Origin of the sequence: Amycolatopsis thermalba (assembly GCF_023376025.1) — a bacterium.
Lineage (GTDB): Bacteria > Actinomycetota > Actinomycetes > Mycobacteriales > Pseudonocardiaceae > Amycolatopsis_E > Amycolatopsis_E thermalba.
On the sequence record NZ_CP091196.1, the window covers coordinates 690724 to 705682 of the forward strand.

The following is a 14959-nucleotide window of genomic DNA, read 5'->3' on the forward strand; positions in this document are numbered from 1 at the left end:
GAACCCAGCCCGGGTCAGCGGTTCTTGCGCCGCTTGGTGTCGTCCTCCATCTCGATGCGCTCCTTGCGCACCTGGCCGGACACGGTCTCCTCGTCACGCACGGTTTCCTTGGCCAGCCGCACCTTCTCCACCGGCACGGTCTCCTTCTCGACCTTCGGCCGCTCCTCGTGCAGGGTGATCTCCTGCTCCTCGTCGGCGATGCGCGCGCCGGTGCGGTCGCCGCCGGTGATCGGCTCGCGTTCCAGCCGGACCTCCTCGTGCGTCACCGGCACCTTGACCTGCTGCTCCTCGGTGACGGTGTACTTGCGCAGCCGGACCCGGCCGGTCTCGACGCGCTCGGTGCCGACGTTGAGCCGCTCCTCCGAGCGGGTCATCGACTCACCCGCCGTGCCGCGCTTGCCCGGCTGCGGCCGGGTGCGGCCGCCGCGGTTCTCCTGGCTGCCGCGCGGCGCCGGCATGTCGTAGAAGCGGTACAGCTCGGCGGATTCCTGTTCGGACAGGTGCCGGTCACCGTCGGTCTGCGGCGCCTCGGACACCTTTTCCTTGGTGACGCGCACGTGCAGGCCGTCCCGGTCCATCGTGGCGCCCTGGAGCGGCACGAAGCTCTCCTTGTGCCCGAACATCCCGGTGCGGACCGTGACCCACTCCGGTTCCTGCGTGTCGTCGGCGACGTAGACCGTGCCGACCTTCCCGATCTTGCGGCCGTGCGAGTCCACCACCGCGTTTTCCATGAGCTCTTCCGGTCGCATGGTGCCAGTCATGGCTTGCTCCTTCCCCGTTGTCGAGCCGTCATGGATGTAGACGGCTCGGTGGGGGTGCGAAACTGACACCATCGGGGATCACTCACGTGAGGGTCCCCCGCGCGTCGGTGGCCGCCACTTCGACGACCCGCAGTAGAGCGTCCAGTGTGGACAGGTCATCCGGATCGAGGCGACCGAGGATCCTGGACAGGATTTCGTTCCCGGCGGCGGTTCCGGCCGCGAGGGCCCGATGCCCCGCCGGGGTGACCGATCGCGCGGCCAGGCCGAGTTCTCCCGCGAGCACGGCCTGCCGGACCGGGCCGAGCCGGCCGAGCACCTGAGATATCCGACGGGAGAAACCAGGGACGAGCGGCCCATCGCGGTCATCACCGGAGCGACGCACGGCTTGGGCCGGCTGGTCGCCCTCGACCTGGCCCGCCGCCTCCGCGACGAGACGGCGAGGCTCCTCTAGGCCGTGCTGCCGTCCGGGTTGATGACCGCGAACCCGGTGTAGGGCACCAGCGCCTCGGGGATCCGGATCGAGCCGTCGGCCTGCTGGTTGTTCTCCAGCACCGCCACCAGCGTCCGCCCGATCGGCAGCCCGGACGCGTTCAGCGTCGCGATCTGCGCCCGCTTGCCGTCCTTGCCCTTGCCGCGGATGTTCGCCCGCCGGGCCTGGAACGTGCCGGTGTCCGACGCGCTCGAAATCTCCCGGTAGGTGCCCTGGCTGGGCAGCCACACCTCGACGTCGAAGGTGATCTGCGCGGAGAACCCGGTGTCCCCGGCCGCGAGCTTGATCACCCGGTACGGCAGGCCGAGCTTCCGCAGCGGCGCCTCGGCGTGCGACAGGATCTCGTCCAGCGCCTCGCGCGAACGCTCCTCCTCGACGAACTGCACCAGCTCGACCTTCGAGAACTCGTGCTGCCGGATCAGCCCGCGGGTGTCCTTGCCGTACGAGCCGGCCTCCGAGCGGAAGCACGGGGTGTGCGCGGTGTAGCGCAGCGGCAGGTCCTCCAGCTGCAGGATCTCGCCCGCGTGCAGGTTGACCAGCGGCACCTCGGCGGTCGGGATGAGGAACAGCTCCCGGTCGGCCACGCCGGTGCGGAACAGGTCCTCCTCGAACTTCGGCAGCTGACCGGTGCCGGTCATCGTCTGCCGGGTGACCAGCGCGGGCAGGCTGAACTCGGTGTAGCCGTGCTCGCCGGTGTGCACGTCGAGGAAGAACTGCGCCAGCGCGCGCTGCAGACGCGATCCGGCGCCCTTGAACACCGCGAACCGCGGGCCGGACAGCTTGGTCGCGCGGCCCAGGTCGAGGATGCCGGCGCGCTCGCCGAGGTCCACGTGGTCCAGCGGCGCGAAGTCGAACTCCGGTGGCGTGCCGACGCGGCGCACCTCTTCGGCGAACTCCTCGGTCGCGCCGTCCGGGATCTCGTCGAGCGGGATGTTCGGGATGCCGAGCAGGAACTCGTGCAGCTCCGCCTCGACCTCCCGCTGCTCCTCCTCGAGCCGGGCGATCCGGTTCTTCAGCTCGCGGGCGCGCTCGCGCAGCTCGGTGACGTCCTCACCGCGCTTGGCGGCGGCGCCGACCTCGGCCGCGGCCTTCTTCGACTCGGCCCGCGCCTGGTCGCCCTCGCTGATGACGGAGGACCGCCTGCTCACCAGCTTGCCCAGGTGGTCGGTGTCGAGCACATACCCGCGGCGGCGCAGCTTGGCGGCCGCGTCCACCTCGGGGTCGAGCAGCTGGCGGGGGTCGTGCATCAGTACTCCAGGTACGAGCCGGTACGGATGCGCTCCAGCGTAACGAGCCCGACCAGCGGGTTTCGCCCTACCCGGTCGGCAGCCGGGCCGGCGCGCCCAGGTCCCACCCGACGGGCACGCCGGCGGCACGCAGAGCCGACCACATGGTCACCTGGTTCGCGGTCAGCACGGGGATGCCCAGGCGCTGCCGCAGCGGCTCGATCACGTCGTAGGTGGGCACGTTCGTGCAGCTCACGAACAACGCGTCGGCGCCGGTGGTGTCCAGTTCGGCGACCCCGGCGAGCACGTGGGCGTAGGTCGTCTTCCAGATCTCGCCGAGCATGCCGAGCCCGACGCTCGCGGTGGTGGTGATCCCGTACTCGGCGAGGAACGACACCAGCCGGTCCGTCACCGCGTCCACGTAGGGCGTGACGACGGCGACCCGGCGCGCGCCCAGCGTCTCCAGCGCGGCGACCATCGCGCCGGAGGTGGTGATTGCGCGCGGCGCGCCGGCGTCGAGCATCGCCGCGACCAGCGCGGCCTCACCCGCGGCGCCGCCGACGAAGCTGCCGGACGTGCACGAGTAGGCGACGACCTCGGGTTCCGGGACGAGCAGGTCGGTGGTGGCGCGGCGGACGCCGTGCGGGTTGGCCAGCGCCTCGGCGAGCTGCACGGTCACCGGCTCGGGCAGGTAGGGCAGGCGCGTGGTGTGCAGGCACGCGTGGTCGGGCACCCAGCGCCACAGCTCGCGGTCGAGGGCGAAGTCGAACGGCGCGACCACACCGATCCCGGTCTGGACCGGCAGGGTGATCTCGAACGGATCGGCTGTCATCGCGGCGTTCCCCTCTCCCGGCAGCGGTGGCCAGGCTAGGTTCGGCGTGGGAAAACCGATGACGCCGCGAGTTACCGAGCGGTTAAACCTGCGCAGGGGAGGCTTTCAGTGAGGTGGCGGATCGCCGCGGTGGTGGCCGCGGCCGGCCTGGCCGGTGCGTGCACGACCACGGTCAGCGGGACACCGCAGCCGGCTCCCGGGCGGATCACGGTGGCGCCGGCCAGCTCGACCGACCCGTGCACGCTGCTGACCACCGACGAGGCCGCCGAGCTGGGGCTCGGTCCGGGCACCCCGATCCCCGCGCAGCCCAGGCAACGGGTGCCGCCGGGCTGCGACTGGCGGTCGCTGGACCCGGACGCGGGCCTCGACGACTCGCTGCAGGCCTACTACGGCACCGACCAGACGATGGAGGAGTACTTCGCCGCGCAGCCGGTCGGGGAGAAGCAGCTGGGCGGCATCACCTGGCAGCACTACTCCTCGATCATGGGCGACTGGCTGTGCAACCTGGCCGTGAAGCTCGGCGAGACGGAGTTCGTCGTGCTCACGGGCCAGAACCTGGGCGACGAGACCAAGTCCTGCGTGGTGGCCGAGCGCGCGGCGCCGGTGGTCGCCAAGCACCTGCCGCAGCGCTAGGGCGCGCAGGAGCCCGTCGCCAGGACCTCGGCGTCCGGGAACTGCTGCCGAACCGCCGGGGCCACCTGCTCGGCGGTGGTGTCCGCGCGCGTCATCAGGATCAGGGACGCGGGCAGCGCCTCCGGCCGGGCCTTGTCCAGCAGGTCCGGCCGGTCGGCGAAGGTCCGCTGGAACTCCGCCCACGTCTCCTGCTGGGTCCGGGTGCGGACGCTCGCGAACCGGGCGTCGCCGCGCAGCCGGTCCGCGGCCGCCGTCATCGCCGGGTCCGGGTTCCGCCCGGTGAAGTTCACGGTGATCTCGTGGACGCAGCGGTCGTGCGCCTCCTTGGCCATCCGGTCCGCGGGCGAGTCGCCCGCCCACAGGAGCGCGCCGATCCCGACGCCGGCGCCGGCGGCGAGCACGAGCGAGAGGACGAACACCCACCACGGGATGCCTCTGGTGCGCCGCGTGGCGCCAGGTCTGTCGGTCATCCGATCATCCTGGCAGGGGCTGCTCAACCGACCTGGTCGGCCACGTACTTCGCGATCTCCAGTGCGCTCGTCGCCGCCGGGGACGGGGCGTTCAGCACGTGCACCTGGTGCGGCGCGGTCTCGATGAGGAAGTCGTCCACCAGTGAGCCGTCCGGGCGCAGCGCCTGGGCCCGCACGCCGGAGCCGTGGCGGACGATGTCGTCCGGGCCGACCGCCGGGACCAGCCGCGCGAGGCTGGCCGCGAACCGGCGCTTCGACAGCGACCGCCGCACCTCCTCCAGCCCGGTCGGGTACGCCCACTTCCGCGCCAGCCGCCACGAGCCGGGGAAACGGGCCACGTCGGCGAGGTCCGACGGCGACACGTCGCGCCACCGGTAGCCCTCCCGCCGCAGCGCCAGCACCGCGTTCGGCCCGGCGTGGACGCTGCCGTCGAGCATCCGCGTCAGGTGCACGCCCAGGAACGGCAGCGCGGGGTCGGGCACCGGGTAGATCAGCCCGCGCACCAGGTGCCGCCGCTGCGGCGTCAGCTCGTAGTACTCGCCGCGGAACGGGACGATCCGCGCGCTCGGGCGCAGCCCGGCCAGCTCCGCGACCCGGTCGGACTGCAGGCCCGCGCAGTTGACCAGCGCGTCCGCGCGCAGCACCTCGTCCCCGGTGGCGACCTCCACGTTCGCCGCCGAACCCGGCCGGATGCCACGGGCCGCCGTGCCCAGCCGCAGGTCGGCGCCGTGCTCGGTGAGCAGCCGGACCAGCGCGGTGCACACCCGCGGGAAGTCGATGATCGCCGTCGACTCCACCCGCAGCGCCCGCACGCAGGAGACCTCGGGCTCGTACTCGCGCGCCTCCGCCGCGCTGATCAGCTTCGCCGGCACGCCGTTGGCCTCGGCCCGCTGCGCGAGCACGCCCAGCGCGGGCAGTTCGGCGTCGCTGGTCGCCACCACGAGCTTGCCGCACACTTCGACCGGCACCCCGTGCTCCCGGGCGAATTCCACAATGGACCGGTTGCCCGCCACGGACATCCGCGCCTTCGCCGAGCCCGGCCGGTAGTACAGCCCGGCGTGCACGACGTTGGAGTTGTGCCCGGTCTGGTGGGCGGCCCACCGGTCTTCCTTCTCCAGCACGGTCACCGCGGACCCGCGGCGGGTCAGCTCCCACGCGGTCGCGAGGCCGATGATTCCGCCGCCGACGACGACAACCCGGTTCACCACGCGCCCAGCGTATACGCCGTCAACCAGGGCGTTCGCCCGATCGAGTGACGGGCCTCGTGCTTAGACTGCGCGCTCGACGAGAAGGAGCCCGATGCCCGAACCCGTTCCGCTCGGCCGTCCCACGGTCGGCGAGGAGGAGCTCGCCGCGGTGGCCGAGGTGTTCGCGTCGGGCTGGCTCGCCGGCGCCGGCCCCGCCTGCCGCCGGTTCGAGGAGCGCCTCGCCGCCGCCACCGGCACCGCCCACGCCCTGGCGACCAGCAGCTGCGGCGCCGCCCTGTTCCTCGGGCTGCGCGTGCTCGGCGTCCGGCCCGGCGACGAGGTGATCGTCGGCGACTACACCTTCCCGGCCACCGGCCACGCCGTCGTGCAGGCGGGCGCGACCCCGGTGTTCGCCGACGTCCGGCCCGACTCGTTCGCGGCCGACCCCGCCGCCGTCGAAGCCCTCGTCACGCCCCGCACGGTCGGCATCATCCCGGTGGACGTGGCCGGCCAGCCCGGCGAGTACGACGAGTACCGGGCGATCGCCGACCGGCACGGGCTGTGGCTGTTCGCCGACGCCGCCTGCGCGGCAGGCGCCACCCACCGCGGCCGCCCGGCGGGCAGCCTGGCCGACCTGACCGCGTTCTCCTTCCACGGCCGCAAGGGCATCACCGCCGGTGAGGGCGGCGCGCTGGTCTCCGACCGCGCGGACCTGATCGAGCACGCCCGCAAGCTGCACACCTACGGCATCGCGCCCGCACTCTCCCGCGAAGGGGCGCTCGCGGTGCCGGAGTTCGACGAGCTCGGCTGGAACTTCCGGCTCTCCGACGTCCAGGCCGCGATCCTGCGCGTGCAGCTGGACCGGTTGCCGCGACTGCTGGCGGCGCGGCGCGCGGTCGCCAAGCGGTACTCGGACGCCTTCGCCGGCCTGCCCGGCGTCTCCACGCCGGCGGAACTGCCCGGCCGCGAGCACCCGTGGCAGGCGTACCTGCTGCGGCTCGACCGCGGCCGCGACGAAGCCATCGCGAAGCTGCGGGCCCGCGGCATCCAGTGCACGTTCGGCACCTACGCCTCGCACCTGCAGCCGGTGTACGGGCCGCAGGAGCCGTGCCCGGTGTCGGCGGAGTTGTTCCGCCGCCACCTGGCCCTCCCCATGCACGCCGATCTGACCGACGAGCAGGTCGCGCGGGTCATCGAATCCGTCCGAGAAGTCGTAGGAGAGCTGTAGTGCGAGTCCTGCTCACCGGGGTGCCGGGTTCATCGCCGCGCACACCGTCCCGCTGCTGCGCGAGCGCGGCTACGAGGTGCGGATCTTCGACAACATGACCCGCGGCGACCGCGACCGCGTGTCCGGGTTCGTGGCGGGTGGCGGCGTCGAACTGGTCGAGGCCGACGTCCGCTACGGCGGCGCGGTGCGCGAGGCGATGCGCGGGTGCACGCACGTCATCCACTTCGCCACGGTGTCGATCAACAAGTCCATCGCCGACCCGCACGAGTCGATCGACATCAACATGACCGGCAACCACAACGTGTTCGCCGCCGCCGCGGACGAGGGCGTGGACCGGGTCGTGTTCGCGTCGTCGGCCTCGGTCTACGGCGAGCCGGAGAAGCTGCCGATGCACGAGGACGACCGGCTCGACCCGCTCACGCCGTACTGCATCAGCAAGCGCGCGGGGGAGGACCTGCTGCGGTTCTACCAGCGGCAGAAGGGCTTGTCCTGGATCGCGTTGCGGTTCTTCAACGTCTACGGGCCGGGGCAGCGGATCGAGGCGTACTACACGTCGGTGATCAACCACTTCATCCAGCGGCTGCGGGCGGGCAAGCCGCCGGTGATCGACGGCCGGGGCGCGCAGTCGATGGACTTCGTGCACGTCAGCGACCTCGCGCGGGCCGTGGTGCTGGCGCTGGAGTCGGCGACGGCGAACCTGCCGGTCAACATCGGCACCGGCATCGACACCTCGATCGCGGCGCTGGCGAAGATCCTCATCGACGCCGTCGGGGTGGACGTCGAGCCCGAGTTCAACCCCCGCGACGTGCTGGTCTCGCGCCGGGCCGCGGACATCGCTCGCGCCCGCGAGGTGCTCGGCTGGACGCCGGAGATCTCCGTCGAGCAGGGCATGCGCGACCTCGTCGAGAGCTACCGGTGAGCGCGCCCGTCGCCGGGCCGGGCGCGCACCGGCCGCTGCGGATCGCCGTGGTCAACAACTTCTTCCCGCCCCGGGTCGGCGGCAGCGCGCACATGGCGGCGTCGCTGGCCCAGCGGTACGCGGCCGAGGGGCACGAGGTGCTGGCGATCACCGCGGCCTACGCCGACGCGCCGGAGACCGAGGAGCGTGACGGCTACCGCGTCGTGCGGCTGCCCGCGGTGCGGATGCCGCGGCTCGGGTGGTCGATCGACTTCGACCTCAGCTTCGTCACACCGCACCTGCGGACCCGGCGGCGGTTGCGGCGCCTGCTGGACGAGTTCCGTCCGGACGCGCTGCACCTGCACGGCCAGTTCTTCGACCTCACCTGGCTGGCCGGGCGGTACGCGCGGCGGCGGGGGCTGCCGTCGCTGCTGACCATCCACACGCTCCTGGTCAGCGAACGGCGCCGGTACGACCGGCTGTTCCGGCTGCTGGACGCCGCACTCGTGCGGCCGAACCTGAACCGGATCGCGCCGCGGTTCGTCATCCTGGACAAGCTGGGCCTGGACTACTGCGCGCGGCGGTACGGCGTGACCGATCCGGAGTTCTTCCCGATCCCCGTGGACACCGACCACCTGGATTCCGCGCCACGCAAGGACATCCGCGCCGAGCACGGCGTCGACGGGCCGCTGATCGTGTCGCTCGGGCACGTCATCCCGCTGCGGAACCGGCTGCCGCTGGTCGAGGCGATGCCGGCGATCCTGGCGCGGCACCCGGACGTCAGGGTGCTGGTGGTCGGCCGGGTCTACCACGACGCGTTCCTCAAGCGCGCCAGGGAACTCGGCGTCGCGGACGCGTTCGTGGTCACCGGCGCGGTGCCGAAGGACGACGTGCCGTCCTACCTGGCGGCGGCGGACCTCGTGGCGCACGACCTCAACGGCGGCTGCGGCACGGCGTCGCTGGAGGCGATGGCGGCCGGCACGGCGACGATCGCGTCCGTCGGCGAGGACAACTACCCGGGCGTCGAACTGCGCAACGGGTGGAACGTCCTGCTCGTCGAACCCGACGACGCCGAGGCGGTCGCGGCGAACGTGATCGAGCTGCTGGACAAGCCGGGCAAGCGCCGGGCACTGGCCGCCCGGCAGCAGGCGCTGGTGCGCAACAACTTCGCGCTCGACGTGGTCGCGGCCGAGCACCTGCGGGTGCTGGCGAAGATGGCGGGCCGGTGATGTTCTTCGACGACGAGCGCAGCAACCGGTTGCGGCCGCGGATCCTGACCGAGGTGGTCGGGCAGTACCTGAACGACTCCGAACGCGCCCGCCTGTTCGGCCTGCCGGACACCACGCGCATCCGGGAGCGCGCGAAGATCATCGACCCGGAGCGGCTGGAGATCGGCGAGCACTGCTGGATCGGCGAGGGCGCGGCGCTGGACGCCAGCGGTGGCCTGACGATCGGCGAGCACACCAGCATCGGGGTGGGCACGCTGGTGTTCACGCACTCCAGCTGGCTGGCGAACATGATGCTGGACAACCGGCCGGGCAGCGACCTGATCGAACGCAAGCCGGTGCGGATCGGCAAGGGCTGCTTCATCGGCAGCATGGTGGTGGTCATGCCGGGCGTCACGATCGGCGATTTCGTCACGGTGCAACCGATGTCGCTGGTCGCCAAGGACGTCCCGGACCGCTGCCTGGTGGCCGGCAACCCGGCGCGGATCTTCCAGCGCTACGACGAGGAGTTCATCGAGGCGGAAGCCGCCCGGGTGCGGGCCGCGCGGGAGGAGTATCGCCCGGTCGAGTGAGCCGCGGCTAGGGTGAGCGCATGGGGTCGGTCAAACAGTTCCAGGTCACCTTCGACTGCGCGGAGCCCGAGCGCGTCGCTCGCTTCTGGTGTGAGGTGCTGGGTTACGTCATCCCGCCGCCGCCGAAGGGGTTCGCCTCCTGGGAGGAGTTCGATCGCTCCATGCCGCCGGACCGCCAGGGTGCGGCGTTCGCCTGCGTCGATCCCACCGGGGTGGGGCCGCGGCTGTTCTTCCAGCGCGTTCCCGAAGGCAAGGTCGTCAAGAACCGGGTGCACCTCGACGTGCGGGTCGGCACCGGGCTGGTGGGCGAGGAGCGCCTCGCCGCGCTCCAGGCCGAGCGCGAGCGGCTGGAAGCGCTCGGCGCGACCTGCGTGCAGGTGCTGCTCGCCGACGAGTTCAACGAGTCGTGCATCCCGATGCTGGACGTCGAGGGCAACGAGTTCTGCATCGACTGAGGCGTCAGCGGCGGTGCGCCCCCGGCGTGTGGCCGTAGGCGCGGCGGAACACGTCGATGAACGCGCTCGCCGACGACCAGCCGCAACGGTGCGCGACCGTCGTCACCGGGACGTCCTCGGCCAGCAGGCGTAGTGCGTGGTAGAGCCGCAGCTGGGTGCGCCACCTGGTGAACGACATGCCCAGCTCGCCGGCGAACAGGCGGCTGAGGGTGCGTTCGCTCGTGCCGGTGGCGGCGCCGAGCTGCGCCAGCGTGCGCTGGTCCGCGCAGTCGGCGTGCAGCAGCTCGCACACCGCCACCAGCCGCGGGTCCGACGGCGTCGGCAGCTGGGCCGGCTCCCGCGGTGCCGCCCGCAGCTGGTCCAGCAGCACCGCCCGCAGCCGCCGGCCCTCCGCGGAATCGTCGCCGGGGGAGCGGGTGGCGGCCAGGATCAGCTCGCGCAGCAGCGGGTTCACGGTGAGGACCGCCGGCTCGTCCAGGCCGAGCGGGTTGGTGTCCGCGGGCAGGCCGAGCAGGTGCAGATCGGTGCGGCCGGTGGCGAGGTGGGCGTGGACGCGGCCGGCCGGCACCCAGATCGCCCGCGTGCCGGGCGCGAACCAGGTGCCCGCGTCCGTGGTGACCGCGAGGACGCCGGAGCGCGCGTAGACGATCTGGTGGTCGTCGTGGCGGTGCGCGTCGATGCGCTCGCCCGCCGCCAGGACCTGGGTCCGGGTGGGCGCGTGCGGTAGGTGGCGGGTTTGCGGCATCATCTGGCAGATTAACGGAAGTGCGCCAGCCCTCGCCGCCGCGACCATGGGCCGGTGCGAACGATCCCCCTGCTCGCGGTCGGGCACGCGTGCGTCGACGTCTACCAGGGCGCGGTGGCCGCGCTCGTGCCGTTCTTCGTCGCCGAGCGCGCCTACACCTACGCCGCCGTCTCCGGCATCGTGCTGGCCGCGTCCCTGCTGTCCTCGGTCGTGCAACCGCTGTTCGGCGCGCTCGCCGACCGCTGGTCCATGCCGTGGCTGCTTCCGGTCAGCGCCCTCACCAGCGGGCTCGGCCTCGCGTTCGCCGGGGTCGGCGGTTCCTACGCGCTCACCGTGGCGGCCGTGGCCGTCTCCGGGATCGGGGTCGCCGCCTACCACCCGGAAGCCGCCCGCGTGGCCCGGATCGCGAGCCGGGGCAGCCACACCGCGATGGGCTGGTTCTCCCTCGGCGGCAACGTCGGCTTCGCGACCGCGCCCCTGCTCGTCGCGGCCGTCGTGGCGACGGGTGGGCTGGCGTGGTCGCCGCTGCTGGCCCTGCCCGCGGCCGCGGGAGCCGTGTTGTGCGCGGCCGCCCTCCGCCGGATCTCCGGTACCACGGCGCAGGCGCGCGAGGGGACCGGCCGGAACGACTGGGCGTCCTTCGCGAAGCTGTCCGGCGCCATCGTGTGCCGCTCGATCGTCTTCATCGGACTGAGCACGTTCGTCTCGCTGTACGCGCAGCAACGCACCGGCGGCGGCAGCCTGGCCGGCATGGTCGCGTTGTTCGTGCTCTACGTCGGCGGCGCGATCGGCACGGTGGCCGGCGGGCGACTGGCCGCGCGCTTCGGCCGGATCCCCGTCGTGCGGTGGTCCTACGCGCTCACCACGTTGTCGGTGGCCGGGGTGGTGCTCGTGCCGGGGCCGCTGCTGTACCTGTTCGTCGCGGGCACGTCCGCCGGGCTGTACGTGCCGTTCTCGCTGCACGTCACGCTGGGCCAGGACTACCTGCCGAGCCGGATGGGCACCGCGAGCGGCATCACGCTCGGCCTCACGGTCAGCGTCGGCGGGCTCGCCAGCCCGGTCCTGGGCAGCCTGGCGGACGCCACGTCGCTGCGGACCGCGCTCCTGCCGCTGATCGCGCTGCCGGTGCTCGGCCTGCTACTGCTGTCCACTGTGGAGGAGCCGGCTGTCCGGGGCTGAAGCCTGCTCCAGCACCGTCGCGACCACGCGGTGCGCGGGCCGGATCGAGGCGCGTTCGGCGTCCACGTCCACCCGGCCGTCGAGCAGGGCCAGGAAGTGGTCCAGCTGCGCGGCCAGCGGTTCCGCGGCCGAGACCAGCTCGGGGATCTCGATCACGGCCTGCTGCCGGTAGCCGAGCCCGTCCGGGGTGACCGCGTCGTGCGACACGTGCCGGTACAGGGTGACGTCCCGGCGCAGCAGGTCGAGTTCGATGAGCCGGTCGAGTTCGGAAATCACCAGCGACCGCACCTTCCGTTGCCCGACGCGGGACGCGGACACCGTCGCCAACCCGGCCGGGAAGGACAACACCGCTTCCACCGCGTCCTCCGCGCCGTCGGCGGACTCGGGGTGGAAGTACCCGGTGCCGGACGTGATCCGCTCCGGTTCCGCGCCGAAGAACTGGATGGCGATGTCGACGTCGTGCACGAGCAGGTCCCACGCCACCCCGGTGCGGACGCGCGGCGCGTACGGCCCGTGCCTGCGGGCCATCAGGTGCACCGGCCGGGTCGCCAGCGCCCGCGCGGTCAGCACGGCGGGGTTGAACCGCTCGACGAACCCGCACATCAGCGGCACGCCCCTGGCGACCGACAGCGCGATGACCTCCTCGGTCGCGGCGAGGCTGTTCGCGACCGGCTTCTCCACCAGCAGCGGCTTGCCCTGGCCCAGGATCTCCAGCGCCAGCTCGTGGTGCGTCTCGGTGGCCGACGCCAGCACCACGGCGTCCACATCGGACAGCGAACCCAGCTCGGGGGTCCAGGCGGTGCCGTACCGCTCGGCGCACGCGCGCCCGGCCGCGGCGCGCGGCTCGACCACCCGGACCAGGTCGACGCGGTCGTGGCGGGACAGCACACGCGCGTGCAGCGACCCCATGTTGCCGGTGCCGACCAGCGCGACGCGGTATCTCACGCGCCGAGCGCCTCTCGCACCTCGCGCACGATGGTGTCCACGTCGGCCTCGGACAGCCCGGGGTGCACGGGCAGCGACAGGACTTCCTCGGTGACCTTCAGCGCCACCGGGAAGTCCTGCCGGGACACCGCCGGGATCTGCGGGTGCTCCCGGAAGCAGTCGTGGTCGAAGACCAGCTTCGGGTAGTACACGCCGGTCCCGATGCCGCGCGCGGCCAACTCGGCGACCAGCTCGTCGCGGGCGAGCATCGCGTGCGGGCCGATCAGCACGCTGTACTGGTGCCACACGTGCTCACGGCCGGGCAGCTCGGCGGGCACCGCCAGCCCGGGCGTCCCGGCGAGGCCGACGGACAGCTGCCGCGCGTTGCGCCGCCGGGCCGCGATCAGTTCGTCCAGTTTGTCCAGTTGCGGGATGCCGACGGCGGCGTGCAGCTCGGACATCCGGTAGTTGTGCCCGGGCACCTCGTAGGAGTAGCGCGTCCGCATGCCCTGGTTGCGCAGCACGCGCAGGCGGTCGGCCAGCTCGGCGTCGTCGGTGGTGATGACGCCGCCCTCGCCGGTGGTCACGTTCTTGGTGGCGTACAACGAGAAACAGCCCACGCCGAACGATCCGGCCGGCCGTCCGGCGAAGGTCGCCCCGACCGCCTGCGCGGCGTCCTCCACCAGGTACAGCTCGTGCTCCTCGGCGAGCGGGGCGAGCTTGCCCAGGTCGGCGGTCTGGCCGTAGAGGTGCACCGGGAGGATCGCCCGGGTGTCCGGGGTGATCTCGGCCGCGACCGCGTCCGGGTCGACGGCGAAGTCCTCGCGGGTGATGTCGGCGAACCGGACCGTCGCGCCCGTCGCCAGGATCGCGTTGAGCGTCGCGACGAAGGTGAACGGCGAGGTGATCACCTCGTCGCCGGGGCCCAGCCCGAGCGCCCGCAGCGTGGCGGTGAGCGCGGCGGATCCGCTGTTCACGGCGACCGCGTGCGCGGTGCCGGCGGCGCGGGCGAAGGCGTCCTCGAAGCGGGCGACCATCGGGCCCTGCGCGAGCGTCCCCGACCGCAGCACCTCCACCACGAGGGATTCGGCGTCGCGGACGTCGACCGCGGTGATGGGGATCATGGGCGCGGCGTTCCTTTACTGTGATCGGCTCAGGCGTCCGTAAGACTGTACGAATGGATCTCGCGTGGTAAACCGCATCCACCCGACTGCGGTACTCGGGCCCGGAGTCGAACTCGGCGACGGCAACGTCGTCGGACCCTACGCCGTGCTCGCCGGGCCGCTGGTGATCGGGGACGGCAACTGGATCGGTCCACACGTCACGATCGGCACTCCGGCCGAGGACCGCACCGGTCCGCATCCCGTGTCGTGGGAGGACGAACCGGTCGGCGCGGGGGTGCGGATCGGCAGCGGCAACCGGATCCGCGAGTACGTGAGCGTCCACCAGGGCACCCGGCGCAGCACACGTCTGGGTGACAACGGGTACTACCTGCGCGGCAGTCACGTCGCGCACGACTGCGAGATCGGCGACCACGTCACGCTCGCGTCGAACGTCGTGCTCGGCGGGCACACGGCGATCTGGTCGCGCGCCAACCTCGGCATGGGCGCGATCGTGCACCAGCACGTGCGGATCGGCCCGGGCGCCATGGTGGGCATGGGATCCGCGGTGCGCCGCGAGGTCGGCGCGTTCACCGTCGCCGTCGGCAACCCGGCGCGCGTGACCGGCCTGAACGTGGTCGGCCTGACCCGGCTCGGCCTCGACGAGCGGCAGATCGCCGCGCTGGAGCCGTGGCTCAAGGGGGCCGGGCCGATTCCACCCGATGGGCTGCTGGACCGGCTCCCCGGCGGCGTCTCTACTTTGGTGCAGGCGTGGAACGACCGGAAGGACTAGACGTGGACATCGAGACCCGGCTGCGCAAGGTTTTCACCGAAGCGCTCGACCTCGGCGGCGACGTCGACGTGGACGCCCTGACCTACCGCGGGATCGAGGCCTGGGACTCGGTCGGCCACATGAGCCTGGTCGCCGCCATCGAGGACGAGTTCGACATCGAGCTGGAGACCGACCAGGTGATCGACTTGAGCAGCTTCCAGGTCGCGCGGAAGCTGGTGGCGGAGCTGGCGGGTGCCTGAC

Annotated in this window: 18 protein-coding genes; 10 read left to right on the plus strand and 8 right to left on the minus strand. The window is 72.5% G+C overall.

Features of this window, described 5'->3' with window-relative positions; translation table 11 throughout:
• Window positions 1-14: 14 nt before the first annotated feature.
• Window positions 15-761, minus strand: a complete 747-nt coding sequence (locus L1857_RS03460) for a DUF2382 domain-containing protein (RefSeq protein ID WP_116109803.1) — start codon at window positions 759-761, stop codon at window positions 15-17.
• Window positions 762-990: 229 nt separating this feature from the next.
• Here L1857_RS03460 and L1857_RS03465 point away from each other — a divergent pair, with 229 nt between their 5' ends.
• Window positions 991-1212: a hypothetical protein gene (locus tag L1857_RS03465; protein WP_249464442.1), complete on the plus strand. Its 222-nt coding sequence runs from the start codon at window positions 991-993 to the stop codon at window positions 1210-1212.
• On the opposite strand, the gene serS is transcribed toward L1857_RS03465, so the two are convergent.
• Entirely contained in the window at window positions 1209-2498 is a 1290-nt protein-coding gene (gene serS / locus L1857_RS03470; protein ID WP_116109805.1) for a serine--tRNA ligase, read from the minus strand. The genes L1857_RS03465 and serS overlap by 4 nt on opposite strands.
• A 67-nt stretch (window positions 2499-2565) precedes the next feature.
• Window positions 2566-3309, minus strand: coding sequence for a maleate cis-trans isomerase family protein (locus L1857_RS03475; RefSeq protein WP_116109806.1), 744 nt, complete (start codon window positions 3307-3309; stop codon window positions 2566-2568).
• Window positions 3310-3417: 108 nt separating this feature from the next.
• Between L1857_RS03475 and L1857_RS03480 the strand changes: the two genes are divergently transcribed.
• Window positions 3418-3942: a DUF3558 family protein gene (locus L1857_RS03480; protein ID WP_116109807.1), complete on the plus strand. Its 525-nt coding sequence runs from the start codon at window positions 3418-3420 to the stop codon at window positions 3940-3942.
• On the opposite strand, the gene L1857_RS03485 is transcribed toward L1857_RS03480, so the two are convergent.
• Window positions 3939-4412 (minus strand): permease-like cell division protein FtsX, encoded by a 474-nt coding sequence (locus tag L1857_RS03485; RefSeq protein ID WP_094003534.1) that lies wholly within the window; start codon window positions 4410-4412, stop codon window positions 3939-3941. The two genes, L1857_RS03480 and L1857_RS03485, sit on opposite strands and share 4 nt — an antisense overlap.
• 23 nt (window positions 4413-4435) lie before the next feature.
• Window positions 4436-5647 carry an L-2-hydroxyglutarate oxidase gene (gene lhgO / locus L1857_RS03490; RefSeq protein ID WP_338024591.1) on the minus strand — a complete coding sequence of 404 codons (1212 nt, stop codon included), beginning with the start codon at window positions 5645-5647 and terminating at the stop codon, window positions 4436-4438.
• Between the two features lie 64 nt (window positions 5648-5711).
• Between lhgO and L1857_RS03495 the strand changes: the two genes are divergently transcribed.
• From L1857_RS03495 to L1857_RS03515, 5 genes are read left to right on the plus strand one after another with little or no spacing between them, the layout of a single operon-like run.
• The gene (locus tag L1857_RS03495; protein WP_116109808.1) at window positions 5712-6827 is read left to right on the plus strand and encodes a DegT/DnrJ/EryC1/StrS family aminotransferase; all 1116 of its coding nucleotides are present in this window, start codon (window positions 5712-5714) and stop codon (window positions 6825-6827) included.
• Between the two features lie 31 nt (window positions 6828-6858).
• Entirely contained in the window at window positions 6859-7746 is an 888-nt protein-coding gene (locus L1857_RS03500; RefSeq protein ID WP_249467373.1) for an NAD-dependent epimerase/dehydratase family protein, read from the plus strand.
• Window positions 7743-8954: a glycosyltransferase family 4 protein gene (locus L1857_RS03505; RefSeq protein ID WP_429727727.1), complete on the plus strand. Its 1212-nt coding sequence runs from the start codon at window positions 7743-7745 to the stop codon at window positions 8952-8954. The genes L1857_RS03500 and L1857_RS03505 overlap by 4 nt, the downstream gene beginning before the upstream one ends.
• Window positions 8954-9523: an acyltransferase gene (locus L1857_RS03510; RefSeq protein WP_116109845.1), complete on the plus strand. Its 570-nt coding sequence runs from the start codon at window positions 8954-8956 to the stop codon at window positions 9521-9523. The genes L1857_RS03505 and L1857_RS03510 overlap by 1 nt, the downstream gene beginning before the upstream one ends.
• A 20-nt stretch (window positions 9524-9543) precedes the next feature.
• Complete coding sequence (locus L1857_RS03515; RefSeq protein WP_249464447.1) at window positions 9544-9978, plus strand: VOC family protein; 435 nt, start codon at window positions 9544-9546, stop codon at window positions 9976-9978.
• Window positions 9979-9982: 4 nt separating this feature from the next.
• Here the strand turns inward: L1857_RS03515 and L1857_RS03520 are convergent, their stop codons facing one another.
• Window positions 9983-10723 carry an AraC family transcriptional regulator gene (locus tag L1857_RS03520; protein WP_249464449.1) on the minus strand — a complete coding sequence of 247 codons (741 nt, stop codon included), beginning with the start codon at window positions 10721-10723 and terminating at the stop codon, window positions 9983-9985.
• 54 nt (window positions 10724-10777) lie between these two features.
• Here L1857_RS03520 and L1857_RS03525 point away from each other — a divergent pair, with 54 nt between their 5' ends.
• Window positions 10778-11902, plus strand: coding sequence for an MFS transporter (locus L1857_RS03525; RefSeq protein WP_116109811.1), 1125 nt, complete (start codon window positions 10778-10780; stop codon window positions 11900-11902).
• On the opposite strand, the gene L1857_RS03530 is transcribed toward L1857_RS03525, so the two are convergent.
• A complete protein-coding gene (locus L1857_RS03530; RefSeq protein WP_094003538.1) occupies window positions 11861-12847 on the minus strand; it encodes a Gfo/Idh/MocA family protein in 987 nt (328 codons plus the stop codon). The two genes, L1857_RS03525 and L1857_RS03530, sit on opposite strands and share 42 nt — an antisense overlap.
• Entirely contained in the window at window positions 12844-13950 is a 1107-nt protein-coding gene (locus L1857_RS03535; RefSeq protein WP_249464452.1) for a DegT/DnrJ/EryC1/StrS family aminotransferase, read from the minus strand. The genes L1857_RS03530 and L1857_RS03535 overlap by 4 nt, the downstream gene beginning before the upstream one ends.
• A 64-nt stretch (window positions 13951-14014) precedes the next feature.
• Between L1857_RS03535 and L1857_RS03540 the strand changes: the two genes are divergently transcribed.
• Together L1857_RS03540 and L1857_RS03545 are read left to right on the plus strand one after the other, a co-directional pair.
• On the plus strand, window positions 14015-14719 hold the full coding sequence (locus L1857_RS03540) for an acyl-ACP--UDP-N-acetylglucosamine O-acyltransferase family protein (protein WP_094003540.1): 705 nt from the start codon (window positions 14015-14017) through the stop codon (window positions 14717-14719).
• Window positions 14720-14721: 2 nt separating this feature from the next.
• Window positions 14722-14958: an acyl carrier protein gene (locus tag L1857_RS03545; protein ID WP_094003541.1), complete on the plus strand. Its 237-nt coding sequence runs from the start codon at window positions 14722-14724 to the stop codon at window positions 14956-14958.
• Window position 14959 lies beyond the last annotated feature (1 nt).